19 protein-coding genes are annotated in these 26,326 nt (G+C 70.3%); 7 read left to right on the top strand and 12 right to left on the bottom strand.

Going from position 1 to position 26,326, the window contains the following annotated elements; all coding sequences use genetic code 11:
• Positions 1 to 16: 16 nt before the first annotated feature.
• The 5 genes from BZB76_RS09260 to BZB76_RS09240 form a co-directional block, all read right to left on the bottom strand.
• Positions 17 to 1,645 (bottom strand): serine/threonine protein kinase, encoded by a 1,629-nt coding sequence (locus tag BZB76_RS09260; protein ID WP_121433881.1) that lies wholly within the window; start codon positions 1,643 to 1,645, stop codon positions 17 to 19.
• 288 nt (positions 1,646 to 1,933) lie between these two features.
• Positions 1,934 to 2,404 carry a MarR family winged helix-turn-helix transcriptional regulator gene (locus BZB76_RS09255; protein WP_211342916.1) on the bottom strand — a complete coding sequence of 157 codons (471 nt, stop codon included), beginning with the start codon at positions 2,402 to 2,404 and terminating at the stop codon, positions 1,934 to 1,936.
• Between the two features lie 125 nt (positions 2,405 to 2,529).
• On the bottom strand, positions 2,530 to 3,687 hold the full coding sequence (locus BZB76_RS09250) for a hypothetical protein (protein ID WP_121433880.1): 1,158 nt from the start codon (positions 3,685 to 3,687) through the stop codon (positions 2,530 to 2,532).
• A 75-nt stretch (positions 3,688 to 3,762) separates the two neighbouring features.
• Positions 3,763 to 4,614: an EI24 domain-containing protein gene (locus BZB76_RS09245; RefSeq protein ID WP_246006842.1), complete on the bottom strand. Its 852-nt coding sequence runs from the start codon at positions 4,612 to 4,614 to the stop codon at positions 3,763 to 3,765.
• 23 nt (positions 4,615 to 4,637) lie between these two features.
• The gene (locus BZB76_RS09240; protein ID WP_121433878.1) at positions 4,638 to 6,170 is read right to left on the bottom strand and encodes a GMC family oxidoreductase; all 1,533 of its coding nucleotides are present in this window, start codon (positions 6,168 to 6,170) and stop codon (positions 4,638 to 4,640) included.
• Between the two features lie 202 nt (positions 6,171 to 6,372).
• On the opposite strand from BZB76_RS09240, the gene BZB76_RS09235 reads away from it, so the two are divergent.
• From BZB76_RS09235 to BZB76_RS09215, 5 genes are all read left to right on the top strand, one after another.
• The gene (locus BZB76_RS09235; RefSeq protein ID WP_121433877.1) at positions 6,373 to 7,437 is read left to right on the top strand and encodes an ABC transporter permease; all 1,065 of its coding nucleotides are present in this window, start codon (positions 6,373 to 6,375) and stop codon (positions 7,435 to 7,437) included.
• A gap of 23 nt (positions 7,438 to 7,460) precedes the next feature.
• Positions 7,461 to 8,528 (top strand): sugar ABC transporter substrate-binding protein, encoded by a 1,068-nt coding sequence (locus tag BZB76_RS09230; protein WP_211342915.1) that lies wholly within the window; start codon positions 7,461 to 7,463, stop codon positions 8,526 to 8,528.
• A 15-nt stretch (positions 8,529 to 8,543) separates the two neighbouring features.
• The gene (locus tag BZB76_RS09225; RefSeq protein WP_121433876.1) at positions 8,544 to 10,046 is read left to right on the top strand and encodes a sugar ABC transporter ATP-binding protein; all 1,503 of its coding nucleotides are present in this window, start codon (positions 8,544 to 8,546) and stop codon (positions 10,044 to 10,046) included.
• Positions 10,047 to 10,359: 313 nt separating this feature from the next.
• Entirely contained in the window at positions 10,360 to 11,424 is a 1,065-nt protein-coding gene (locus BZB76_RS09220; RefSeq protein ID WP_211342914.1) for a sugar ABC transporter substrate-binding protein, read from the top strand.
• A 470-nt stretch (positions 11,425 to 11,894) separates the two neighbouring features.
• Entirely contained in the window at positions 11,895 to 12,959 is a 1,065-nt protein-coding gene (locus tag BZB76_RS09215) for a sugar ABC transporter substrate-binding protein (RefSeq protein WP_121433874.1), read from the top strand.
• Positions 12,960 to 13,108: 149 nt separating this feature from the next.
• Here BZB76_RS09215 and BZB76_RS09210 read toward each other — a convergent pair whose 3' ends face one another.
• The 4 genes from BZB76_RS09210 to BZB76_RS09195 form a co-directional block, all read right to left on the bottom strand.
• Positions 13,109 to 15,277, bottom strand: a complete 2,169-nt coding sequence (locus BZB76_RS09210; protein ID WP_121433873.1) for a hypothetical protein — start codon at positions 15,275 to 15,277, stop codon at positions 13,109 to 13,111.
• Positions 15,274 to 16,026, bottom strand: a complete 753-nt coding sequence (locus tag BZB76_RS09205) for a hypothetical protein (RefSeq protein WP_121433872.1) — start codon at positions 16,024 to 16,026, stop codon at positions 15,274 to 15,276. The genes BZB76_RS09210 and BZB76_RS09205 overlap by 4 nt, the downstream gene beginning before the upstream one ends.
• Before the next feature lie 67 nt (positions 16,027 to 16,093).
• Complete coding sequence (locus BZB76_RS09200; protein WP_121433871.1) at positions 16,094 to 16,756, bottom strand: Crp/Fnr family transcriptional regulator; 663 nt, start codon at positions 16,754 to 16,756, stop codon at positions 16,094 to 16,096.
• Between the two features lie 7 nt (positions 16,757 to 16,763).
• Entirely contained in the window at positions 16,764 to 17,774 is a 1,011-nt protein-coding gene (locus BZB76_RS09195; RefSeq protein ID WP_121433870.1) for an effector-associated domain 2-containing protein, read from the bottom strand.
• Between the two features lie 229 nt (positions 17,775 to 18,003).
• Here BZB76_RS09195 and BZB76_RS09190 point away from each other — a divergent pair, with 229 nt between their 5' ends.
• Complete coding sequence (locus BZB76_RS09190; protein ID WP_121433869.1) at positions 18,004 to 18,222, top strand: hypothetical protein; 219 nt, start codon at positions 18,004 to 18,006, stop codon at positions 18,220 to 18,222.
• The gene (locus BZB76_RS09185) at positions 18,222 to 19,442 is read left to right on the top strand and encodes an FxsB family cyclophane-forming radical SAM/SPASM peptide maturase (RefSeq protein ID WP_121433868.1); all 1,221 of its coding nucleotides are present in this window, start codon (positions 18,222 to 18,224) and stop codon (positions 19,440 to 19,442) included. The genes BZB76_RS09190 and BZB76_RS09185 overlap by 1 nt, the downstream gene beginning before the upstream one ends.
• A 12-nt stretch (positions 19,443 to 19,454) precedes the next feature.
• On the opposite strand, the gene fxsT is transcribed toward BZB76_RS09185, so the two are convergent.
• Genes fxsT through BZB76_RS09170 form a run of 3 tightly spaced genes read right to left on the bottom strand, consistent with a single transcriptional unit; the run spans position 19,455 to position 26,131 of the window.
• Positions 19,455 to 23,618, bottom strand: a complete 4,164-nt coding sequence (gene fxsT / locus BZB76_RS09180; RefSeq protein ID WP_121433867.1) for an FxSxx-COOH system tetratricopeptide repeat protein — start codon at positions 23,616 to 23,618, stop codon at positions 19,455 to 19,457.
• On the bottom strand, positions 23,615 to 24,634 hold the full coding sequence (locus BZB76_RS09175; protein ID WP_121433866.1) for an AAA family ATPase: 1,020 nt from the start codon (positions 24,632 to 24,634) through the stop codon (positions 23,615 to 23,617). Before BZB76_RS09175 ends, fxsT begins: the two co-directional genes overlap by 4 nt.
• A 21-nt stretch (positions 24,635 to 24,655) precedes the next feature.
• Positions 24,656 to 26,131 (bottom strand): VMAP-C domain-containing protein, encoded by a 1,476-nt coding sequence (locus BZB76_RS09170; protein WP_147449384.1) that lies wholly within the window; start codon positions 26,129 to 26,131, stop codon positions 24,656 to 24,658.
• Positions 26,132 to 26,326 lie beyond the last annotated feature (195 nt).

Below are 26,326 nucleotides of genomic sequence, written 5' to 3'. Positions count from 1 at the left end.
CCAGAGTCCGGCTCGCTCAGCGGACGGTGAAGCCGTCGCAGCCGATGTAGTACGCGTCGCCGTTGGGGTGGACGTGGAACCAGACGACCGTCCAGACGCCCGACCTCAGCTCGGTCTCGGCTCCGGCGCCCGAGCCGTTCCACTGGAAGTCGCGGGGGAAGGTGAGGTCCACTCCCGGGTCGCCCCGGTACAGGTACGGCTTGCTCTGCATCCAGCCGGGTCCGGCGCTGCCGTGCGGTCCCGGCGGGCGGACCTGGGCGGCCACGTAGTAGTTCGGTGGTGCCCCGTACTTGAAGCGCGCGCCGAACTCTACGGAACGTCCCGAGTAGGGGGTTCGGGGCGCGGAGACCTGGAACTGGTAGGCCAGCGTCTCGTCCTCGGGTTCGGGGCGGAGTGCGGGCAGGCAGGTGAGGTCCTTCGGGGAGAACGTCACCTCCCGGAAGTCCTGGGTGGGCTTCTTCACCAGGATGACGTCCGGGGGACGTCCGCCGGGCCCCGGAGTGCGCGAGGTGGACGGGCCCGCCGAGGGTGTCGTGGTGGAACCGTCGCCCGGATTCGTCCCGTTCTGGTTGGTTCCGGGCTGGGCGTTGGTGCCGGCGGGTGAGCCGTCGTCGCCGTTGAAGATCGATCGGGCGGCGAAGGCGCCGCCAAGGACGATCGCGACTATTCCGGCGGACGCCGCGGTGATCGCGGCGCGGGAGCGGATCGGCATGCCGCCCGCCACTGTCGTGCGGGTGCGTTCGGGCGGGACGAGTCCGAACGCGGCGGCGTCGGTGATGCTGGTGGGCACCGGCGCCGGGGCGCCCACGAGCCGCCGGTAGGCGGGGTCGTCGGCGAGGGCTCCGGCGGGCGCCGCGGTCTCCAGGAGCCGCTCCAGCGAGATCCGGGAACCGGGGTCCTTCGAGGCGCAGCGCCGGACGAGGTCGGCCAGGTGGGGGTCGGCCCCGTCGAGGTCGATGTCCCCGTCGAGGGTGCGGTGGATGATCGCCTCGATGCGTCCACCGCCGAACGGCGGGCGTCCCGTCGCCGCGTAGGCGATGGTGCCGGCGAGGGAGAACACGTCCGACGCGGGCTCGGACTCCTGCTCGCGGACGACCTCGGGCGCCACGTAGCCGGGGGTGCCGTTCCACGCGCCCGTCTGGGTGATCTGGGTCTGCCCCTCGCCGCGGGCGATGCCGAAGTCGATCAGGCGGGGACCGTCCGGGGCGAGGATGACGTTGCCGGGTTTGAGGTCGCGGTGCTGGACGCCGTGCCGGTGGATCTCCAGCAGTCCCTGGGCGAGGGCGGCGAGCAGCCGCCGGCAGGTGTCCGGGGGCAGGGGGCCGTGCTCGGCGACGGCCTGCCGGAGCGTCGGGCCGGGGACGTACTCGGTGGCCAGCCAGTACGGCGGCGCGTCCAGGCCCGCGCCGACCATCGCGGCGGTGAACCGGCCGCGCACCCGTTCGACGGTCGCGACCTCGCGGCGGAACCGGGCGAGGGCCTGCGGGCCCTCGAAGTCCTCGCGGATCACCTTGAGGGCGACATGCCTGCCGCCGCCCGTGAGTCCGAGATACACCTGGCCCATGCCGCCCGCGCCGATACGGGCGATCAGCGGGTAGCCGCCGATCTCGGCCGGGTCCTCGGGACGCAGCGCCTCCACGCTCACCCGCCGTTCCCCCGTGCGTGCCTCATGCTCACCTCGGGCGATCTTACGGAAACTCGGCGGGCCGCGTAGCGCGATGACCGAATTGCCGACATGTGACCGAAGTCACCGGGTAGAGGCCGTGTGACCTGGGGTGTAGGCGGTGACTTCTCTGGTGTCACCGATCGGGTCGACTCGATCAGGGACTCCGGGGACGGCCGCCGCGGCCGGGGGGACCGCCGCGGCCGTCCCGGACCATGCCGACGCGGTTCCGGGACGGACGGGGGCGGTCCCGGAACCGCGCCGACGCCGTCAGGAAAGTTTCCTGATCTCCTCGATGATGCCGGGCATGTCCTCGTTGGACCCGCGGATCCAGTCGAGCAGCACCGCGATCTGCTCGTCGGTGTGCTCGTCGAGACGTTCACGGAACGACCGGCCGATCGGCGCGAAGTAGCGGCCGAACCGGCCCACGTTCTCCTCGACGAGTTCGACGATCACCCGGCGGCGGTCGTCGGGGTCGCGGGTGCGTCTGACGAATCCCGCCTTCTCCAGCCGGTCGATGACGGCGGTGATGGCGCCCCCGGTCGTGATGCCCATGAGCTGCGCGAGCTGACCCGGCGTCTGCGGACCGTCCAGCGACAGCGCGTTGACGCACTGCGCGTCGGTGACGTTCATACCGGCCTTGCTCGCGGTGGCATGGTGCAGCAACACCGTGAACATCGTGTTGCGCCGCATGGCCTGCTGAAGTTCGGCCGCCAACCGCTCGCGTTCCGAGGCCGACACGGGCCTCACCCTCCCTACTCACTCTAAGGTAGAGAGACACAAATGAAGAGCGACTCTCCACGGGAGAGTCTAGCGTTCGCCCCCGACGAACGCCGGAGCGGCCCCGGAACGGCGCGAAATCCTGCTCAGGAGGCGATCTTGAGCCGGCGGAAGAACTCGTTGACGTCCGGGTACTTCTTCTTGTGCGTGTTCGGCACCGACGCGAACACCACCGCGGGCGTCCGGCGGCCCGTGTCGATCACGGCCGTGGCGAGGACCTCCCCGGTCGCCCGCACCCCGTCCCGCTGGTAGGTGAGGTACGAGGCGATCATCCAGCCCTGGCGGCCGTCCACGTTCAGCGGCTGGGACGCCAACGGCACCGTCCGGTGCGGGAACGCGTAGTACCGCGCCTCGTGTCCCTGCGCGGCGAGCCCTGCGGCGTTCTTGACGCTGTCGGGGCCCTGGTAGGCGCTCTGCAGGCTCGGCCCCAGCGTCCCGGTCATGAGCTGGCCGTACCAGAGCCGCCCGCCGTTCCTTTCGGTCACCAGGATCTGCTGCCCGGACCATCCCGGCGTGCCCAGCTTGTTCTTCTTGGTGGGGACCATCCACGGCGCGGCGAACCGCGGGTAGGACAGGCCCGAGTGGACGTCGTCGACCCGTCCCAGCATCTTGCTCGGCTGGCCGGGGAACGCCTTGAGCCTCTTGTCCGGCGGCAGTTCGACCAGGGCGACCGCCGGCTCCTCGGTCGCCGCCGCCCGGCCCGCCTTACCGTCCGTCTTCTCCGCCGGTTCGTCGTCGCCGCCGCTCTTGACGAAATAGGTGGCGCCGGCCGCGACCAGCGCGAGCAGGAGCAGGCCCACCCCACCGAACAGCACGACGCGGGACCGACCGCCACCGCCGTCGAGGGCGTCGTGCCGGGACCCGGTCGAGGCGCCGAGTTTGGCGTCGGCGGCGGCCTCGTCCGCCATCCAGTCCGGCATCTGCCAGTTGCCGCTGCTCGGCTTGCCGGGCTTGGCCGGGGTTCCCGCGCCCGTCGGGACGGCCGGAACGTATCCCGCGACGCCGGGGCCGTCATCGTCGCCGCCGTCCGGCCCGTCGAACAGCGACCCCTCCCACTGGGGCGACTCGTCCCCCGGGACGGGCGCGACCCGGACGTCCTCATCGCGGGGCTCGTCGCGGGGCTCGTCGCGGGGCTCGGCGGGCTGCTCCTCGACCTTGCCCCAGACATCGTGGGACGATCCGTCCCGCGGCTCGTCGTCGCTCATGTCGGTCCAGCGCACGCCGCGCTCCCCCTGATCGGACATGCGGCACACGTTACGCCAAGATCAGCAGTTGGGTTCCGGCGGGCAATCACGCTCAGGACACAACTTTCCTTCGCCTCAGTCACTCCAGATCGAGTCGCCGTCCGGCGCCGTGAGCACCTCCGGCGTCTCCGGGCCGTCCGCGAGACGTTCCCTGGCCAGCAGGGTCGCGCCCGCGACGGCGCCCGGCATCATCAGCACCGCGCCCAGCGGAATGATGAAGGTCAGGAACGTCGCCGCGCCGAACCCGACGACCAGCGGACGGTTCGCCTTCATCCGGGCGAACCGCTCGGCGCGCAGGATCCCCCGCCGCTCCAACGCGACCGAGGTCAGCTCTCCCGCCAGGAAGTAGCCCGACACCAGCGCCGCGACCACGGGCACGACGGTCTGTCCCAGCACGGGCAGGAAGCCAACCAGGAAGAACACCACGGCGAGTCCCAGCGCGATCGCCCCTAGCAGCACCGTGTCCTTGATCGCCCGGCCGATCTGGACGAGCAGCGGAACGTCCGGCTCCGGCGGCGCCCCGCCCTGCGACTCCTCGACGCGGACGGCGATGGCCTCGTAGAACGGGTCCCCGACCAGCAGCGTCACCGCCGTGAACGTGAGCACGGCGACGAACAGCGACGCGCCGTAGATCGCGACCCCGGCGGCCACCCGCGCCGCCGTCCGCGCCCCGTCCGACCAGTCGTCGGCGAACCAGGTCACCCATCCGGCGAGATCGTCGATCTGGAACGCCAGAAAGACGAGCGCCGTCGCGTACACGACGAGGACGATCAGCGCGGGGATCAGCCCGAACAGCCACTGCCCCGGACGGCGCGCCATCCACTGGACGCCGCGCAACAGATATCCGGCACCGGTGAACAGATCCCTGAACGCTGACTGTCCGCGCGCCGGTGCCGGTGCCGGTGGAGGGACGTACGGTTGGCTCACGTCCCCGACCATATCGGGCGTCCCTAGAGGCCGGGAGCCGCGGCGATCATGAGGGCGGCGGCCTTCTCCCCGATCATGACCGCGGGCGCGTTGGTGTTGCCGGTCGGCACGGTCGGCATGATCGAGGCGTCCGCGACGCGCAGTCCCTCGACGCCGTGGACGCGCAGGTCCGGGTCGACGACCGCGTCGTCGTCCACGCCCATCTTGCAGGTCCCCACCTGGTGGTGGTAGGTGACGACGGACCTGCGGACATAGGCGTGCAGGCCGTCGGTGCCCTCCCCCAGCGGGCCGGGGTACAGCTCCCGCGCGCCCCACGTGTCGCGGAGTTCCGGAGCGGCGATGATCTCCTGGCACAGCCGGACGGCCGCGGCGAGCGCCTCCAGGTCGGCCTCGTCGGAGAGGACACGCGGGTCGATCAGGGGCGCGTCCGCCGGGTCGGGGGCAAGGCGGATCTCGCCGTGGGACTCCGGACGCACCAGCCCCGCCATGAGGGAGACGCCGTTCGGAGGGCCGTCCATCCAGGACTCGTACAGCGGCACCCCGAAATGGAGCGGCTGGAGGTCGGGCACCGGAAGGTCTGGGCGGCTGCGCCAGAACAGGTGGCTCTGCGTGTGGGGCAGTCCCGGCGGCGTGGTGGACGGACGGTCGGTCGAGGCGATCACCGGCACCAGCCAGTGGTCCTGGAGGTTGCGGCCGACACCGGGCAGATGCGCGACGGTGTCGACGCCCGAGCCGCCGAGCGCGTCCGCGTCGCCGATCCCGGACCGGAGGAGGAGGACGGGCGACCCGATGGCGCCCGCGCACACGACCACCTCGTCGGCGTACCCGCGTTCCACCTCACCGTCGCGGTCCCATTCGACGCCCACGCACCGGCGTCCTTCGAGGATCAGCCGCCGGACGTTCGCGTCCGGGACGATCGTGGCGCCGCGTCCGAGCACCGGCTCCAGGTACGCGCGGGCGGTCGTGAGCCGCTGGTCGTCCCGGAGGGTGAAGTGCATGAACGACACGCCGTCCTGGCGTTCGCCGTTGTAGTTCGGGTTGACCGGCAGCCCGGCCTGGTGCGCGGCCTCCACGATCGAACGCTGCACCGGGGCGGGCTCGTATTCGGTGACGACGTCGAGAATCCGGTCCGGTTCGCCGTCGAATCCCTCGGGGCCGCCGAGCCCGTCGATCCGGGCGAAGATCGGGTGGACGTCCCGCCAGGACCAGCCCTTGTTCCCCAGCGAAGCCCAATGGTCGTAGTCCGCGGGGTTTCCCCGCACCCAGATCATGGCGTTCAGCGCGTGCGACCCACCGACGACCTTGCCGCGCGGAAGGTGCAGGCGCCGTCCTTCCGCGTGTTCCTGCGGGACGGTGCGGAATGCCCAGTCGAGGGGCGAGTCCCACAGTTCGTGCATGCGGGCCGGGTCGTCCACCGCGGGCTCGTCGCGATGCGGTCCCGCCTCGATGACCAGCACTTTCCGTCCCGCGTCGGCCAGCCGTCGCGCGACGACCGATCCGGCGGAACCCGCACCGACGACGATCACGTCCGCCTGGTGACGACGCTCTTGGGACATGAAGGGCCTCCCGATGATTCCGTGGGCGATATCAACCACCGAAACGTGGAGGCAGCGTAAGGCGCAGGATTCATGGCAAAATGCGGGCTTCCGCTGGTCGTGCTGTCACAGACAAGGACTGTTCTGTCACAGCCAAGAGCAACGACCGGGAAGACGGTGAACTTTCGGCACCGTCCAACGGGGACGAAGAAGGGAGCCGCAAGTGACCGCCCAACGGCAGTCCGATACGGACAACAAGGTCGAACCGGCACGGGGCTGGGGACAGGCCGCTTCACTGACCCAGGCCAAGCTTCCGGTACTGGCCGTCCGGGCCGGGCGTGGGGAGGCCACGAGCGTCCTGATCGCGACCCTGGCGCTGGTCGCTTTCATCAGCATCCTGCACCCGGAGTTCTTCCGGGTCGGCCAGCTTCTGGACACCCTCCAGTCGGCGGTCTACGTGGGCCTGCTCGCCTGCGGTATGTCCTACCTGTTGTCGATGCGCGAGATCGACCTGTCGGTGGGATCGACGTTCGGGCTCACGGTGATCGCGACCGGGGTGATGATGAACGAGGGACTGCCGGCCTGGCCGGCGGCGATCCTCGGCATCCTGCTCGGCGGCTTCCTCGGCCTCATCAACGCGCTGATCGTGCAGTTCGTGGGCATTCCGGCGATCGTCGCCACGCTGGCCACGCTGTCGGTCTTCCGCGGACTGACACTCGCGTTGAGCGACGGCAAGCAGGTCACGGGCCTGCCGCTGGAGAGCTCGTTCTTCACGATTCTCGGCGGCAAGACGCTCGGGGTCCCGACCAGCGTGTGGGTGCTGATCATCGTCGCGGTGCTGCTCACGCTGGTCCTGAGGTTCACCCCGTTCGGTTACCGGGTGCGCTCGATCGGCTCGAACCCCGACGCCGCGACGTTCTCCGGCATCTCCATCCCCAAGGTGCGCATGCAGGCGCTGGTCCTGATCGGTCTGCTCGCGGGCCTGTCCGGCGTCCTGGGGCTGGCCTTCTTCACGTCCGGTGACCCCAACATCGGTACCGGATTCGAACTTTCCGCGATCGCCGCCGCCATCATCGGCGGAACGCCGCTGCGCGGTGGCAGCGCGACCGTGATCGGCGCCTGCCTCGGCGCGGTGCTCCTGAGCGTCGTCACCAGTGGTCTGCAGTACTTCAACATCCCCGCCAACTGGAGCGCGTTCGCGACCGGCGGTGTCATTCTCGCCGCCGTCGCGCTGGACAGCCTGGTACGTCGCCGTCGGCGCCGTGAGAGCGACAGGCTCGGTCTCTGAACACCCCCGCGAGGAGAGCAAACGTGAAGATCAGGTCATTCACCCTGGCCACAGTGCTGATAGGTACGGTCGCCCTGGCCGGTTGCGGATCAAGCGACGAAGGCGGCTCGGGAGACAAGAAGACGGGCACGCTGAAGCTCGGCTTCATGTACGCGACCACCACGCAGAACCCGTTCCAGGAAATGGCGTACGGCGCCAAGGCCGCCGCCGCCGCGGACGGCAAGGTCACGCTGAACGCGGCCGCGCCGACCGGGATCAACGGCCCGCAGCAGGTTCAGCTGTTCCGTTCCGCGCTACGCAACTCGACGGACGGCATCGCCCTGCAGAGCCTCGCGCCCGACCTGTTCGTGCGTCCGCTGAACCAGGCCGCCGACAACGGCGTCCCGACCGTCGCGGTGGACGCCGCCGCGCCTCCCGGGACGAAGACCAAGCTGTTCGTCGGCAACAGCAACACCGAGGTCGGCATCGCGCTCGGCAAGGAGTTCATCAAGCACGTCCCGCCGGGCACCAAGGGCGAGGTCGTCATCGGCAACGACATTCCCGGTCTGCGCCTGCTCGAACAGCGCATCGAGGGCCTCACCTCCGTCATCAAGAAGGAGCGGCCCGAGCTGACGATCAAGGGTCCGTTCGACGCCAAGTCCGAGCCGACCGACAACTTCAACGCCTGGAACTCCATCGTCAAGGCCAACCCGAAGGCCATCGCCTTCCTCGGTGTCGGTGGCCAGGACGGCGTCTCCCTGCCTCTGATCCAGAAGCAGACCGGACGCAAGTTCCTCGCCGGGTCCTGCGACATCGACCCGGCCGCGCTGAAGGCCGTCAAGGACGGGTCCCTGTTCGCCCTGTCCTCGCCGGAGCACTGGCTGAAGGGCTATGTCGCGATCGAGCTGCTGGCCAAGAGCAAGCGCGAGGGCACCAAGCTGCCCGAGGGCTGGTGGAACCCCGGCACCCTGATCATCAACTCCGAGAACATCGACGCGATCATGAAGCGGCAGACCAACGAGCAGACCCGGACCGAGTTCTTCAAGTCGATCGTCGCCGAGCAGATCGCCAACCCGAACAAGTACCTCAAGCCACTCGACCAGGCCAACTGATTTGACGGTGCTGACATGACCGTGCTGAGCGCACAGAACATCACCAAGACCTACGGCGGCGTCACCGCGCTCGCCGACGGCTCGCTCAATGTCGAGCCGGGGTCGGTGCATGCGCTCCTGGGCGAGAACGGGGCGGGGAAGTCGACCATGGTGAAGGTGCTCTCGGGCACCATCCGTCCCGACTCCGGGACGCTCACCCTGGACGGCTCCCCCGTCTCGTTCCACTCCACCGCCGACGCCGTCGGGCACGGCGTCGCGGTGGTGTCGCAGGAACTCAACCTCTTCCCCGACCTCGACATCATCGCCAACCTCTTTCCGTTGCGCGAACCACGGCGCGGCCCGTTCCTGAACCGCGGCGCCATGGTCGAGGCGGCCCGGCCGATCCTGTCCGAGCTGGGGCTGAACGTCGACCTGCGGACCCTCGTCCGGGAGCTGTCGCTCGGACAGCGCCAGCTGGTCGAGATCTGCCGCGCTCTGCTCACCAACCCGCGCGTGCTCATCCTGGACGAGCCGACCTCGGCGCTGGACCGGGACGGCTCGGACCGGCTGCTGGGCATCCTGCAGGTCCTGCGCGACCGCCAGGTCGGGGTCGTCTTCGTCTCGCACATCCTCGAAGAGGTCATGCAGCTCAGCGACATGATCACGGTGTTGCGGGACGGCCGGACGGTGCTGAGCGGCGCCGACCGCAAGGACCTGGAGATCGACGACATCGTCTCGGCGATGCTGGGTCCGCGGCCGGAGGCCGTGGCGGCGGCCGAGGCGGCCCCGCGGACCGTGCGGTCGGAGATCGAGCTGAGCCTGCGGAACGTCTCGGTCGACGACGTCCTCACCGATGTGGACCTCCAGGTTCACGCCGGGGAGATCGTCGGCGTCACCGGTCTGGCGGGTGCCGGGCATCTGGCGGTCCTGGAACTGGTCGCGGGGCTGCGGCGCCCGACCAGCGGCACCGTCCGGCTTCCCGGTGACCGTCCCGTTCCCAAGGGTCTGCGGCGGGCCATCGGCGCGGGTGTCGCCGTGGTCTCGGGCGACCGGCGCGGTCGTGGTCTGATGCTGGACCAGCCGATCTGGCAGAACATCGGGCAGGTCCGCTCGGTCGGGCTGAGCCGCGACGGCCTCGTCGTGCGCGGCAAGGCGCTGCGGACACGGGCCCGCGGTCACGCCGACCGGCTCCGGATCCGGTGCCGGGACGTGGAACAGCGGGTCGGGCTGCTGTCGGGCGGCAACCAGCAGAAGGTCGTCCTCGCCAAATGGTTGGACGCCTCTCCCACGGTTCTGCTGCTGGACGACCCGACCCGGGGTGTGGACGTCGGCGCCAAGGCCGAGATCCACGACCTCATCCGGACCGCCGCCGAGGAAGGAGCCGTGGTCCTGCTCGCCTCCACCGACCTGGAGGAGCTGACCACCGCCTGCGACCGCGTCCTGGTGTTCCACCGCGGCAAGGTCGCCGCCCATCTGTCGGGCTCGGACCTGGACCAGCACACCATCGTCCGGATCTCCAACACGGGCAACGGGAAGTGATCCCGCCCGCACAGGGGCACGAGAGCCGGTGAGGCGTGCCGGGTCGGACTCCGTCCGGCCCGGCACGCCTCATGGCGGCTCGAACCGGTGGTCGATGGTCCCCTCGCTCCGCGTGACCATCGGCCGTCGGGCCGCGGGGTTCCGGTGAAGGCGGCCATAGACGATCTGCAATACTTCAACCTCCCGGCCAACTGGAACGTGTGCGGCATTGGCGATCCGCTTCCGCCATCGTCGTACGTGACGGTCTGCTGCGCCGCGGTCGGCGGCGTGGGAGCGACAGGCCCGGTCTCTGCACACCCCGAGGAGAGCAAACGTGAAGATCAGATCTTTTGCCCTGGCCACCATGCTGATCGGGACCGTCGCGTTGGCGGGATGCGGTTCCGGATCGGGCGGTGCGGGGGAGAAGAAGTCGGGCCGGTTGAAACTGGGATTCATCTACGCGACCACCACGCAGAACCCGTTCCAGGAAATGGCGTACGGCGCCAAGGCCGCCGCCGCGGCCGACGGCGACGTCACGCTCAACGCGTCCGCGCCGACCGGCGTCAACGGCCCGGTCCAAGTCCAGTTGTTCCGCTCCGCGATCCGGAGTTCCCCCGACGGCATCGCCCTCCAGAGCCTCGCGCCCGACCTCTTCGTGCGTCCGCTGAACCAGGCCGCCGACAACGACATCCAGACCGTCGCCGTGGACGCCGCGGCACCTCCCGGGACGAAGACGAAACTGTTCGTCGGCAACAGCAACACCGAAGTCGGACGCGCGCTCGGCGAGGAATTCATCAAGAACGTCCCCGCGGGCACCAAGGGCGAGGTCGTCATCGGCAACGACATCCCCGGACTGCACCTGCTCGAACAGCGCATCCAGGGGCTCATCGCCGTCATCAAGAAGGAACGTCCGACCCTCACGATCAAGGGCCCGTTCGACGCCAAGTCCGAGCCGACCGACAACTTCAACGCCTGGAGCGCGATCGTCAGGAACAACCCGAAGGCCATTGCCTTCCTCGGTGTCGGTGCCCAGGACGGCGTCTCGCTGCCTCTCATCAAGAAGCAGACCGGACGCAAGTTCCTCGCCGGATCCTGCGACCTCGACCCGGCGGCCCTGAAGGCGGTCAAGGATGGGTCCCTGTTCGCCCTTTCCTCCCCCGAGCACTGGCTCAAGGGCTACATCGCGATCCAAATGCTGATCCAGAGCAAGCGCGACGGGAAGAAGGTGCCCCAGGGCTGGTGGAACCCCGGCACCCTGGTCGTCAACGGCAGCAACGTGGACGAGGTCATGAAGCGGCAGGCCAACGAACAGAGCCGTAACGCCTACTTCAAGGCCCTCGCCGACAAGCAGCTCGACGACCCCGACAAGTACCTCAAGCCGCTCGACCAGGCCAACTGAATCCGACGGAACCGAGCGCACAGAACATCACCGGAGTTCTCGGCGGCGTTCCCGCGCTCGCCGGCGGTTCGGGCGCGGCCTGACCCGAGAGACCGGCATCCGGGACGGTGTCCCGGTCTTCCATGGCGGCCCAAGGGGCGTGCCGGAGCGGCATCCGCTCCGGCACGCCCCTTGGCGTTCGAGCGCCGAGCGGTCAACCGTTCTTTTCGGTCAAGAATTGACCAAAAAACGTCCGTCGGCTTTCCGCAATGCGCCGCTCGCCCTGCGTGACCACAAGTCGCCTTTCTATCGTTATGCCCAACGTCGTCATCATCGGTCTGCAATACTGCAACCTTCGCGGTCAGCCGGTACGCCTGGGGCATCGGTGGCTTCTTTCCCTCCACCGTCGCGGGCGACCTCCGGCTACGCCGTGGTAGGCGGCATGAGAGCCACAGGAACGGTCTCTGAACACCCCCGCGAGGAGAGCGAACGTGAAGATCAGACCCTTAACTCTTGCCACAGTGCTGATAGGAACCGTCGCGTTGGCGGGATGCGGTTCCGGTTCGGGCGGCTTGGAGGCGAAGAAGTCCGGCAAACTGAAGATCGGATTCATTTACTCGACCACCACGCAGAACCCGTTCCAGGAAATGGCGTACGGCGCCAAGGCCGCCGCCGCCGCGGACGGCAACGTCACGCTCAACGCGTCCGCGCCGACCGGCGTCAACGGCCCGGTCCAGGTCGAGTTGTTCCGTTCGGCCATCCGTAGTTCCACCGACGGCATCGCCCTGCAGGCCCTGGCCCCCGATCTCTTCACGCGCCCCCTCGTGCAGGCGACGGAGAACGAGATCCCGACCGTCGCGGTGGACGCCGCCGCGCCGCCCGGGACGAAGACGAACCTGTTCGTCGGCAACAGCAACACCGAGGTCGGACGCACGCTCGGCGAGGAGTTCATCAAGCACGTTCCGGCGGGCACCAAGGGCGATCTCGTCATCGGCAACCCCGTCCCGGGCCTGCCCGTGCTCGAACAGCGGGTCAAGGGCATCATCGAGGTGGTCAAGAAGGAACGCCCCACCTTGACGATCAAGGGTCCGTTCGACACCAAGTCGGAGCCGACCGCCAACTACAACGCCTGGAACGCACTCGTCAAGAACAATCCGAAGGCCATCGGCTTCCTCGGAGTCGGCGCCCAGGCCGGCGTTTCCCTACCCCTGATCAAGAAGCAGACCGGTCGTAAATTCCTCGCCGGTTCCTGCGACCTGGAGCCCGCGGCGCTGAAGGCGGTCAAAGAAGGGTCCCTGTTCGCCCTCGCCTCGCCCGAGCACTGGCTCAAGGGCTATATCGCGACCGAGATGATGGTCCGGAGCAGGCGCGACGGGAAGAAACTGCCCGAGGGTTGGTGGAACCCCGGCACCCTGATCGTCAACTCCGGCAACGTCGACGACGTCATGAAGCGGCAGGCCAACGAACAGACCCGGATCGCCTTCTTCAAGGCCATCGCCGACAAGCAGCTCGCCGAACCCGGCAAGTATCTCAAGCCACTCAAACAGGCCAACTGACCCGGGGATCCCCAGCGCACAGGGATCCTTGACACGAAACCTCGGCACGAGCCCGGGTTGAGGGGTGTCTTCGGGACGGAACCGTCCCGAAGACACCCCTCCCCATGACCGGACCCGGCGCGTCCGCAGGCGCCGGGCGGCCAGGGCCATCACGACCGGTGCGTGGCCTCGAACCTTCGCCGCAACCACACCCAGCCCGCCAGCACCCACCGCCGCCACTCGGGACGAAGGAGCCGGACGAGTACGTCGTCCCGCACGTCTCGGCAGGACCGGCGCTCGCCCGCCCAGCCGCGGACGAAGCCCACCATGTACGCGCACCGCACCGGGTCGTCGCCGGTCGCCGCCTCGAACATCGACACGATCCAGGACCGCAGGTCCGGCCGTGCCACCGCGGTGTCCAGCCAGAGGGCCGCCGCCTCGGCGAAGCCGTCGTGCCCGGCCGCCGGCCCCGCCTCGGCGGCCAGTGCCACGCTCCACGCGGGCGTGCACGCCGTCGGCGCCACCGCGTCCGGGCCGGTCAGCGTCACGGCGAGCCCGGCGGCGTCCCGCTCGGCCGCCAGACGCAGGAACAGCGTCGTGCCGAACCCCGTGCGAGAAGCCGCCTCCTCGTACGGACGGTCGTCCGCGTTGACCACCCAAGCCATCACCGCGCCGACCACCGCGCCCCGATGGCGCACCGCCAGTTCCAGCGCGGCGTCGGACGCGACCTGCCGCATCCGCTCCCCGCGATGGCAGGCGAGATGCCCGATGACCTTCAGTACGGCGTCCGTCCACCCCGCCGGCGCCAGATCGAGCAACAGCCGCAACCCCGCGTGGGCGCGGCGCGCACCGTCCTGGTTCGACGCCAGGTCGACCGACGTCCTGCACCAGTCCATGGCCGCGTAGCAGACCGCGCGCGGATGCGCCACGGCGAGCGTCCTCGCCACATCGAGGACCTCGTCGAGCAGTTGCTCGTTGCCGTGGGTCGCGAGGTGCTTCAGACGGGTCAGCGCGATCGTCACATGGGTCTCGCCCAAGACCTGGCAGACCCGTGCCACGGTCAGCTTCAACGTCTGCGGAGCCTGCCGCCACCTGGACCAGTCGTACAGCCGCTTCCGGACCCGCCCCCCGACCAGCGGGTGCAGGCACGTCCGGGCCAGCGCCACATAGGCCAGGTCCGCCGACCGGTGCCGGTCCCCCGCCCAGGCCTCCGCCATCTGCACGATCTTCTCCGCGGCCCCGTGCTCGGCACCGAGATCGGCGAACACCTCCACGAGCTTCTGTCGAAGACCGGGAGCGAGCGCCACCACATCGTCGGTGGGCAGCGTCGACAGCCAGGACAGCAGGTCCAGACGCGCCAGCGGATAGTCGTCCCACACATGCCGCAGGACCGACTCGGCGTAGCCGTGGCGGCGGAACACGATCCCCTCGTCCGCCCGGTCCGCGCCGAGCAGTTCACTCAGCCCAGTGGACGGGCACCAGGCCAGCCCACCGCCCTCCACATTGATCTTGAGTTGGCGGGCCAGGGACAGCGCGGCCCCGTACACGCTCGTCTCGTCCGCCGGGGCGATCGTCGCCGCGGCCACCAGCAGCGTCTGGTCCCGTAGCCCGGGATGGTCGGCGAACCAGCCGGTCACCTGGTCCTTCCAGCCGAGATAGGCCCGCTCGACCTCGATCTCGTCACCGGCCGTCGCGACCAGGTCGGCGAGGCGGCGGGCGTCCCCCGGCAGCGCGCCCTTCAGCAGTTCCCCGGCCCGGGGCCAGCCCGGCCAGCCCGTCCGGCCGAACCCGCGACGTTCCAGCCGGCGCCGGTAGACGGCCTCCGCCGGCGGCGGCTCCACCGCGACCACCGGGAGGAACTCGGCGAACGGCTCCTGCTCGCCCTCGGTGCCCACGACCAGCAGGAACCCGCCGGACGCGCGGACCGCCTCCAGACAGGACCGCAGCCGCGTCTCGTCCTCGTCGCCGGCCCGGACCAGGTAACCGCGCTCCGCGCCCGGGATCCCCTCCACATCGTCCTCCCCCGTGGAGAACAGGCGGATGGGCATATCTGAGCGCAGTTCCCGCAGCGCCGCGATCGCCGTCGTCGCCACCCCGGCGCCCGGGGGGCCGACGAGCGCGATCGCGTGGTTCCGCGCGAGAACGTCCACGATCAGGGCGTGGTTGCGGGCCCGCACATACTCCGCGACACGATCCTCGATCTCGCCCTCGGACAGGACCATCGAAGGACGCCCGCGCACGAAGCTGAGCTGGTTGACGATCAGATCGCGGGAGACGGTGTTGCCGAACGTGTTCTGGGTTCCGTCACCGGTGACGGTGACCTCGTCGATCGTCGTCATCGGCGGTCCTGGCGCAGGTCTCCGCCGACCGTGTTCCCGAAGGCGTTCTGTGTCCCGTCGCCGGGGATCGTGATGCCGCTGATGGACGTCCCCGACGGCGGGGGCGGGGGCGCGGCGCGCTTCTCGGCGGGCGGGTCGTCCTCGTCCGGCCGCTGAGTCCTGGACGGAACGGGCACGTAGAGGTAGGCCGACCGGTCGTACCGCTTCACCTGGACCTGGACCTTCTCGAACTGGCTCTCGCGCAGGCTGCTCCGTCCGCCCCGCACGTACGCGGTGAACAGGTCCTCGGAGATCAGTAGGGCGGCGAAGGTGACCTCCGGGTCGCTGCGGTCGAGGGCGCGTCGCAACGGCGCGGAGTCGAGCAGGCGGCAGGTGTCGATGACGGCGGTGGAGATGCCGGGCGCGTCGACGCGTTCGTCGTCCACGAGCCCGACGTGCAGGGCGACCCGCAGCCGGAGCCGCAGCCCACGCGCCCGTAACCTCGGGGCGCTCTCGGCCAGGGCGCTCTGGAGGCGCCGCGGGAACGGGTCGATGAGCGCGGGCACCGCCTCGTGCGGAAGCACCGCGAGGATTCCGTCCCCCGTGCTCTCCTTGAACTTGACGTTGTCCCATATACCGCGCAGCCCGCTGTCCGCGCAGGCGACGGCCAGGACCTCCCGGATCTCCTTGTGGACGTCCGGCAGATCGACGTCGCGATGAGCGCTGAACCTCTCGGCGTCGACGACGAGAACGGCGCGGAAGTCATCCATGGGCACTCTCCGGTCGGGAACAGATGCCCCCACCTTGCCCATGACCTGGGGAACGCAGTGTCAGAATTCAGACACTTCCGCGTCCCGATGCGGCCAGGGCGCGGAGCCGGGGAAGATCGACGATGACGGTCCGGCCGCGTTCGGTCGCGATGACGCCCTGCTCCCGGAGCCGCGCCAGTTCGGCCGCGACGACGCCGCGGGACAGGCCGACCGCCTGGCCGATCTCCGACTGGCCGAGCCCCACGCCCGGCGGCCCGTCCCCGCCCGGCACGGCGAGCCGCAGCAGCGCGCGCACCACCCGGGGCCCGGCGGGCAGCGCCGCCGTCTCGGCCCGCCACTCCTCCCCCTCGCGCAGTCGCCGCATCGCCCTGCGCAGCAACTCCTGCTCCACGCCCGACTTCTGCACCAGCGCCCGGAACCGGTCCGCGGACAGGACGCGCGTGACGCACGGATCGACCGCGATGACCGTCGCCGACCGGTCGTCCCGGCCCAGAACCGCCATCTCGCCGAGCAGCTCACCCGGCCCGCGGACGGCGAGCAGCAGCACCTGCCCGTCCGGGAGGGTCAGCAGCGCCTTCACCCTGCCCGCCAGCAGGAGAAGAACGTGCGATGGACGATCGCCCTGGTGGAGCAGGGTGTCACCCGCGTGGAACCGTTGCTCCACGCCCTCCTCGACCAGCGTCGCCCAGGCCCGTTTCCACACGTCCGCGGATTCCTGCTCTCGGTGCATCGCCGGATCAGCGGTCGTCCCGTGGCGGACGGAGCATGCCCGCGATCGACTGTTCCAGGCGGCGCACCGCCAACGACTCCCCCACGAACCCTTGGACCGCCTGGAGAAGTTGCTGCAGCCCGCCGGGGTAGTCCAGACAGGTCTGGAGTATGGCGAACAGGTCGGGCCGCGCCTCCCCCGACCGGGGAACGGCGCCCGCGATGTCCGCCGACAACGCCCCGACGAGCTGGTCACGGCCGCGTTCGGTGCGGAGGCGGGGGATCTCCAGCAGGTCTTCGACGGTCTGGAACTTCTGGGCCATGGACGGCTCCGGCGGCGGCGCGGTCGCGTTGCCGGGAAGTTCCGCGTCCCGCTCCGGCACCGCCGGACTGCCGGAGGCCGGGCTGCGGGGTGGCGGGACCACCGGTCGCACGCCCGGCACCATGACCCACGCCTCGTCGACGGTCTCCTTGACCTCGACCCGCACCCGGTAGTAGTCACCGGGATCGACCTGCCCGCGGCCGTGGCGGACCACATCGTCGTAGACCCGCCGCGACACGATCACCGCGATGCCGGTGTCGGCCTCGCGTACCGCGTCCTTCAGCGGGGCGGCGTCCAGTAACCGGAACGTGTGCGTCAGGGCGGTGCTGACGATCCCGCGTCCGTCCGACTCGGCCTCCCCCACGTTGACGGCGACGCGCAGCCGCATCCGCGCGGCCTCGCTCGACGCCTCGTTGTGGTGCCGCACCTCCGAGCGCAGCCGATCGATCACGCCCGTCAGCAGTGACTCGACCTTGATGTGGGGTGGCAGGATGACCATCACGCCGTCCCCGCGGTCCTCGTGGTAGCAGTCGTCCAGGCGCACCCCGGCGACCGCCAGGCTCTGGTCGAGCCCCTCGTACATCGCCTTCCGCACCCGCACCCGCACCGGATCGGCGCGCGCGGCGTCAGAGAACCCCGCGACATCACACAGGAAGAACGTGGCGGCCCCCTGCGGCGGCCGTCCGCCCGTGGCCGTGCGCGTCACCTCTCGTCCCATCGGCCGCTCTCCCTTCCGGCGCCGCTCCCCCGGGCCCGTCCTCCCCCAGCGTCCTCGACGCCCCCACGGGCGGCAAGGGCGTCCGCAAAATTCCCGGGTGTTATCCCGGCGATTCCTTTGTCCCGGGGGTGTCCGATCCCTATGATCGTCACGTTGCGGCGCGAGGCTGTCTCTGAGCCGATCAAAAACCACAACGCTTTCGGACGGCGAACAAGAGGGGGAGACGGCTGTGCCGGTCACTCATGACAATGGTGTAACAAGCTTCAACGGCCGCGCCTTCTCCATCGAGACGATCCGGTGCCTTGCCGTCGAAACCGACCGCGTGGACGCGGGCGCGGGCAAGGCGCTGACCGACGCGCTGCGGCGCCGCAACGCGGAGCGGCGCGGCACGGGAGTCACCGAGGCCGGCTTCGACAGTCGTCTCGACCGCGGTTGGCACCACCCCTGATGCCCGGCGCCGGAACCGGCGAATGGCCGTTTTCCGGCCTTGACATTCCCGCTCTTGTTGCCGGCGGTTGGTGTCCCAGGCCCTTCTCTGAGTTCGTGCTCAAGATTCATGGTCGCTGCAATTTGGCCTGTGATTACTGTTATGTCTACGAAAGCGCGGACCAGACGTGGCGTACGCGGCCGACCGTGATGCGACCGGATGTGGTCGACGCCACGGCCGAGCGGCTGGGCGAGCACGCACGGGACCATGCGCTCCCCCGCGTGGCCGTCGTCTTGCACGGCGGCGAGCCGCTCCTGGCCGGACGGACGACGATCGCCGCGACCATCGAACGACTCCGCGCGTCCGTGCCGTCCGGGTGCGAGGTCGAGGTGAGCACCCAGACCAACGGCGTCCTGCTCACCGAATCGATGCTGGCGATGCTGGCGGACCACGACGTGGGCGTGTCCGTCAGTCTCGACGGCGACCGTGCCGGGCATGACCGGCATCGGCGCCGCGCGAACGGGCGCGGCAGCCACGCCGAGGTCATGCGCGGCCTGAACCGGCTCGCGACCTCGCATCGGCCGCTGTACCGGGGGCTGCTCTGCGCGGTCGACCTCGACAACGACCCGATCCGAACGTACGAGGCTCTGCTGGAGACGCGTCCACCGCGCGTCGATTTCCTGCTGCCGCACGGGACCTGGTCGGCCCCTCCGCCCCACCGCCGCACCGCCGTGGACGACGCTCCCTACGCCGAATGGCTGATCGCGGTGTTCGACCGCTGGTATCACGCGCCCCGGAAGGAAACCGGCGTCCGGCTGTTCGAGGAGATCGTCAATCTGCTGCTGGGCGGGGGGAGCCGCAGCGAGAACATCGGGCTCACACCGGTCACCATGCTCGTCGTCGACACCGACGGAACACTCCAGCAGGTCGACACGCTGAAGACGTCCTACGACGGCGCCCCGGAGACCGGTCTCACCGTCTTCGACCACCGTTTCGACGACGCGCTGTGGCACCCGGGCGTGGTCGCCCGCCAGATCGGACGGGCTGCCTTACCCGTCACCTGCGGGAAGTGCGCGGTTCGTGACATCTGCGGTGGCGGCGCCTACGCGCACCGATACCGGAAGGGAACCGGTTTCCTGAACCCTTCGGTGTACTGCCCCGACCTGCTGGCGCTCATCAACCACATCGGACGCACCGTCCAGCGTGACTTGGAACTCGCGTCGTCGACGTCGAGCCGCTGACCCCGGGCGGTCTCACAGCGCGGTGGGCTCGATGTCGCATTCGAGCAGTTCGCCGCGTCGGGCGGCCGACACGTCCGGATGGTCCCGACCGAGCACCTCCTCCAGCGACGCCAGGATCGGATCGACATCCTGGTCGCCCTCACCCGTCCCCTCGCGAGCACGGGCGAGGTTGAGCGCGACGACCAGCGAGTAGTGGTGCCGCTCGCCGAGAGAGACGGTCGCCTTCTCCCAGGCCTCGGACAGCAGCCGGACCGCGGCGTCCAACTCCCCGAGCAGGTAGAAGTCGTTGGCCAGCCCCACGGTGGCGCACAGCGTATAGAAGTGGTTGGGGCCGAGGATGCCGTCCGCGAGGAGGGAGCGGGCCGTCCGGTCTGCCTCGTGCGCCGCGTACACCTCCGCGAGCCGCCGCAGGACGGCCGCCCGGTTCACCGCGCAGACATGGACGAAGGGATGCCGCTCCCCCATCACCCGGCGGTACCCCTCCAACGCCTCGTCGAGAAGTCGCAGCGCCTCGTCGGGGCGTCCGACGGCGTTCGTGGTGAGCGCCAGACAGACCTTGCTGGCCAGCCGGTTCGGATGCTCCTCCCGAAAGCGGCGGGCATGGGCGGCGAACGTCTCGGTGGCCAGGCGATGCGCCTCCCCGTACCGTCCGAGCTTGCGCAGCGTGCCCGCGTGGCTCATCTTCGCCTGCAGGACCATCGCGTGGCCGGGGGCGAGGACGGGCCGCAGATTCGCCAGGCTCGCCGCCTCCAACCCGTGCGCACGCCCGTACAGCCCTAGGGCGTGCAGATCCCGGGCGTAGCAATGGGTCGCGCGGAAGCGTTGGCGATAGGACTGGTTCTCTCTTCGCCACACGTCCAGGTCGATGTCGTGCGCCTTCTGGAACTCTCCCAGGATCCGGAGGTCGACGGCGAGGTTCGTGGCGGCGAGCCGGGTGTCTGAGTGGTCGTCCCCGTAGAGCTGCCGCATGCGCCGCCAGGCGTCGAGATCGACATCGTGGGCCCGCCGGAACTCGCCACGAAAGCGCAGATCGGCGCCGAATGCGGTGGCGGCCAAGAGCGTCTGCGCGTGGTCGGCGCCGAACTTCCTGCGGGTCCGCGCGAGGTTGTCCTCGCTGAGATCGGCGGCCGCCCGGCTGTCGCCGAGCCCCCGCAGGGCGTTCGCCAGGACACGGGAGATGTCGAGCACGGCGTCGTCGTCGGGGCCGTAGCGCTCGCGCCACCGGTCGAGCGCGATGTCCGCCAGCCGCCGGCTGCCCTCGTACTCCCCGGACTGGTAGAGGAACTTCGCCTGGTCGATGCCCACGAGCCGGATCGCGAACTCGTCGGCGTCGAAGACACCGGACGGCACGACATGCGGCGTGATCTGCGCGCGGCGTTCCCAGGTGGACTCCACCTCCGGTCGCTCGTCCGGCGTCGCCGCGACGAGGATGGCGTGGACACGGGCCTGGACGCGTCGCCGCCCGTCCTCCCCGAGCCGGTCGTCGAGGATCGCCCGGACGAGCCGATGGACCTGAAGGCTGCCCGTCTCCTCGTCGAACCGGGCGAGGGAGAACCGGGAGATGTCGCGCATCGCGTCGCGAAGCCGGTCCTCGTCGGCCAGCAGTCCCGCGAGCTCCGGGGGCAGCGCCGTCGTTCGCCCCGCCGCCAGCAGCGCGCTGGACACCGGTTCGGGATCGAACACCGCCCACAACTCCAGCAGCAGGCCCGCGACGGGGTTCGACGCACGGAGCAGATCGAGGTTCAGGCTGGCACCCGCGGCCAGCGGAGCGGGCAGGTCGCTCACCTTGTCCGAGGCGGCGAACTCGGCGAGTCGCCGGTCGAAGAGCTGGAGATACTCCTCGGCGGTGCCGCCCGTGACCACCTGCCACGCGGCCGCCTGCCAGACCGCCAGCGGCAGGTCGCCCACGCGTGCGGAGAGCATGTCGGCCTCCGGCTCCGGCAGGTGCGGCACCAGGTGGCGGAGCAGGGCGATGCTCTCCGGCCGTTCGAAGACCCCGACGTCCACCACGGTCGCGTGCCGTTCCCAGCCGCGGTCGCGGGACGTCACCAGAACATGGCCTCCGGGCACCGGACCCGTGTCGCCGTCGTCACCGCCGCCTACCGACAGCGGGGTCAGGGGGAACACCTGCTCCGGGTCCCGGGCGTTGTCGTAGATGAGCAGCCAACGGCGGAAGGGCCGGCCGTCGCGCAGAGCTCTGAGCACGCCGTCCACGGTGTCCTTGATGTCGTCGCTCATCGGCATGCCGAGCTGCCGCGCGAGCAGCGCCAGCGCCGCTCGGGCGGACGTCGTCTGCTCGGCCGGCACCCACCACATCAGGTCGTAGTCGTCGGCGTGGAGGTAGGCGTACTCCACCGCCAGGTTGGACTTGCCTTCGCCGCCCAGTGCCGATTCGGAGTGCGGCAGCAGCGCCGCCATCCCGTCACGCAGCGCCTCGTGGACGTCGGTGAGCAACCGGTCGCGTCCCGTGAAATGGCGGTTGCGCGGTGGGAGCCCGCTGCGGAGCAGCGGGGCGCGCTCGATGCCCCCGTGCCCGCCGGTCGCGGACGTCCGGTCCGCCGACCGGGTGAGCGGGATCTGGTCGCGGGACGCGGCGGGCGACGCGTCACCCGCGGTCAGTTTCCTGGCCAGCTCCCGGTAGGGGCCACCGAGCCCCATCAACGCCTGCGGCGCCACCTGCGCGAACGGCAGGTCGGGCGGGAGACGGGCCTCTCCGCTGGCCACCGCGGCGAGCAGCGCCGGGAAGTCCATGGACGAGCCGATCCGGTCGCGGACGACCTCCCACACCGCGCGCAGCACCTGGTACACCTCGCGTCTGCGCAACCCTTGGAGCAGGACCTCCCGGACGCCGTCATGGAACTCGTACGCGATCTCCTCCTCGCCGCCACCCGCCGGACGACCGTCCATCCGGAGCAGCCCGCTGAGAAAGACCTCGGCCAGGTCGGCGGACGTGGACGCCGGAAGCATCGCCCGCTGGACGAGTCGCATGACGGGCAGCTGCAGCGGGGCCGCCGCCAGAAAGGTGGCGAGCCTGAACGCCGTGGGCGACGACGAGGCCCTGAACCGCTTCACCTTCATCTCCGCCGACAGCACCTCGGACTCGTCGTCGGCGGCCGGGACGTGCGCGACGGGTCGTCCGGTGAACAGCGCGGCGCCCATGACGTTCCGGCCGCCGAAGGCGATCATGTTCGCCCACGACCGCAGCCAACGCTCGCTCAGTTCCACCACGGGGATCGCGATGCCCGCCGGGCGGTCGTCCGGCGGCTGGAACCGAGCCCGCGCGACGCCGAGCAGCTCGTTGGCGACCGCGGGCCCCGACGCGCTGAAACGCACCTGCTCGACCGCGGCCCTGGTCCGCCGCCACAGACGCTGCGGAAGCGGCTGGGCGATCGCGACGGTCCCCGCCCTGCCCCACCGGTCGAGCAGCGCGGCGGCGCGGCCGTCCCGCCAGGCGGTGCCGATGCAGTCGCTGACGACGAGGGTGACGCGCCGTCCCGTCGGGTCGACCAGTTCGGCCGGGTCGCGGTCGGCGCCGACGCCGAAGGCGGAGCCGGTGCGCAGCGACAGCCGCGGGCCGTCGGTGTCCAGGTACCACGTGCGCAGGTCACGGAACGCGCCGAGCTGGTGGAGCAGGGCCTGTAGCTCTTCGACCGTCCGGCGCCAGACGACCATCGACGCGCCGACATCCGCGACGAGCGCCAGGTCGTACCGGCGTTCCCGCGCGGGGACGAGCACGGGCTCGCACACGCCCGTCTCGGCGATGCGCTGCGCCGTCTGCTCCTCGTCGAGATGCCCGCGGGTCAGGGACGGGACGGTCGCGCGCAACGGTCGCAGGGCACGCGACAGCCGCAGCGTCCGCGAGATCGCCAGCATCGCGGGCATCCGCACGGGGAACGACGCGGCCGGCACCTCCTGCCCGGTCAGGTAGAGGCCCGCCTCCACGGGGTGCGGCGGCGACGGTTCGCGTTCCGGCGCCCCCGGCGGGTCGGCCGGACGGGCGGTCGGCGGTGAGCGCGGCGGCTCGTTCCCGTCCGGCTCACCGGGGCGTTCGGAGGCCGGGCGCACCGGGCCCTCATGCGCCCGGAACCACTCGGCGAGCCAGAGGGCGTCGGCCGTCTCCTCCGCCGTCGGCTGGGGGTCGAGCGCCCGCAGGACCTCGACGAGCCGCTCGATCATCCCGCGCCCGGTGACTCGATCTGGCGGAGCACGGTGTCGAGGATCTCGGCCAGCGTGCTCTCCGGCGGCCGACTCCCGGAGGTCGCGAGATAGACGGCGTTGAGGAGCTGGTCGGTGGCGAGCGCGCCCTCGGACCTGCGGGCGAGGAAGTCCTCGATGAGCTGGTCGCTCGCCGCTCTGGCGTCCGCGCCGAGATGCGCCTCGACGATCTCCGCGAGCCGTTCCCGGGTGGGCGGTTCGATCACCAGCCGGACGCAGCGGCGCAGGAACGCCGGGGGGAACTCGCGCTCCCCGTTGCTGGTGATGAGGACGATCGGGAAGTTGGCGCACCGGATCTCGCCATGGTCGACGGGCACCCGCGGGCCGCCGTCCGCCGTCATCACATGGATGCGGGACTGCTCCTCGGGCAGGCGCTGCAACTCCGTGATCGTGAACCGGCCCTCCTCGAACACGTTGAGCAGGTCGTTCGGCAGGTCGATGTTGCTCTTGTCCAGCTCGTCGATGAGCAGGACGCGGGGCAGGTCGCCGGGGAGCAGCGCGGTACCGAGCGGGCCGAGGCGGATATAGCGCCCGATGTCGGGCGGCTCGGCGGTGTCCGCCCGGCCGCCCGCGCCGCGCAGGCTCGTCTCGTGGAGCCGGCCGATCGCGTCGTAGTCGTAGAGCCCGGACTCCAGCGTCGTGTTGCTGGTGATCGACCAGTTCAGGACGGAGCCCAGCCCCAGCTCGTAGGCGACGTTGTAGGCGAGGGTGGACTTGCCCGACCCCGGCTTGCCCGTCACCAGCAGCGGGCGCCGCAGCAGGATCGCCGCGTTGACCTTGTCGATCACGCTCTCGTCCGGACGGTAGGAGGTCGCCCGCTGCAGGTCTCCGAGGCGGTGCCCGTCGGACGGGTCGACCGCGGCGAACCGGCGCCACGGCGGGGGCGGCGGTAACCGCCGCACCCTCTCGTGGGGACGGCTGTCACCCCGGTAGATGCGCCAGTCACCTGCCGTCGGCTGTTCCTTCTCCGTGGTCATTGGAGGTCTCCAAGGGACGCGCTACGCGGGGGGACGGAGCCGCACATACGGCTCGGGTATACGGTCGGCGTCGTCGAACACCAGCGTCAGATGCAGGCCGAGATGGCCCGGACCGGGGCCCTCCCGGACGTCGGACAGCGCCTGCCGCCGCAACTCCATCGTCCGGCGGGGCAGCTTCATCAGGTCAGCGGCCAGCAGGTCCTTGACCTCCCGGGCGAACAGGGCCGGGTCGCGCCCGTCCCGGCACCACGCGATCACCGGGGTGCCGGCGAGCAGGCCGATCCAGTGCTCGTCCGGTTCCTCGTTCTCACCGCCCCACGGCGGGTAGGCCAGCGCCAGGACGGCCGGGGAGGCCTCCGAGAGCTTGGAGTACAGCTCCTCCTGGTCGTACTCGCCGCGCCGCGTCACCAGGCAGACCGGCGTGTCGACCGCGTTGCCGCGCAGCCACGCCCACTTGTGCCGCCAGCCGTGGTGGGTCGCGGCCAGCCGCATCCGGTCGAGGCTGCGCACGACCACCGGGTACTTGATGCCGATACGGTGCTCGAACCCGGCGATCTTGATCTTGGACTGTTCGACGGGATGGTCGAGCAGCGGCCGGGGCAGCACGAACTCGATCGTGAGATCGGGGTCCCGCCGTCCGACCACCGAACTCTCCGAGGTGAGGAGCTGCTCCAGCAGGTCGGTAATCCGGCTGATCGACATCGCCTCGTCGTCGCATCGCAGCGTGCTACCGGGTTCGCGGCCGACCTGGAGCCACGCGGTGACCAGGTAGCGGTCCGGTTCCAGCGCGTCGGGCGCACACTCGATGATCAGATAGGTTTCGGACGGTTCGGGTCGGGATCGCGCCTCCACCGAGGTCGACCGGCACGCGGCCGACCGGCACGCGAGGATCGCCTCGTCCACCCCCTGGGCCTCCACCTGGCGATGGACCCAACCGCGGAAATGGGGCGCCGTCCGGGAATCGGCGTACTCTGCCAGATCACTGACGAAGGCCAGGAGCGGCGGTACACCGTCTCCGCCCGCGGGTATTTCTTCCAGAAGCGCGACGACGTCGTGCAGACTGTGGACCTCCCGGTCCAGAAGCGGCCAGGCAGGCCCCACCGCTCGCCGATAGAGCAGCGGAAAACGGCTCAGATGCGACAGGCCCGGATCGCTTCGCTCCAGCGAGGTGATCAGCTCGTGCAGAACGCGACGCTCACCCTGATCGAGCCAGGGCTCCGGCAGCAACTCCGCGACGAGGTCACCGAAGGCCCGCACCGACAGACTGTTCCCGTAGAAGACCTCCAGAATCCGCACCAGAGACTGGGCGGCTCCCGGATGGTTCAGCAGCGCGTCGACCAGTGCCCAAAGGTCGAGCACCTCCTGGTCGTGCTGGACGAGAGGTAACCGGTGCCCGAGATCCCGCTCCAATGCCGACAGGAGAACGGCACGACCGCGTTGTACGCGCATCGCCTCGATTTTCAGCATCGCCTCGACGAGCCGATGCTGATCATCCACATTCAGCGACGTCCGCAAACGCACCGCCTCCACCCGAAACACAACAGAAAGAGCACCGGCGAGATCCGACTCAGGAAGCGTACCCCGGCACCGCGGTTCGGACGGATGCCGATTCGTCAATCAAGAAGTGACCGGAACAGGTCGAGCCGAATGTGGCACGACGCACAAATCACGCGGCGCACGTGTGCGTACCCG

This window comes from Actinomadura pelletieri DSM 43383 (genome assembly GCF_003634705.1).
GTDB classification, from domain to species: domain Bacteria; phylum Actinomycetota; class Actinomycetes; order Streptosporangiales; family Streptosporangiaceae; genus Spirillospora; species Spirillospora pelletieri.
This window is presented reverse-complemented; position numbering and strand designations above follow the sequence as displayed.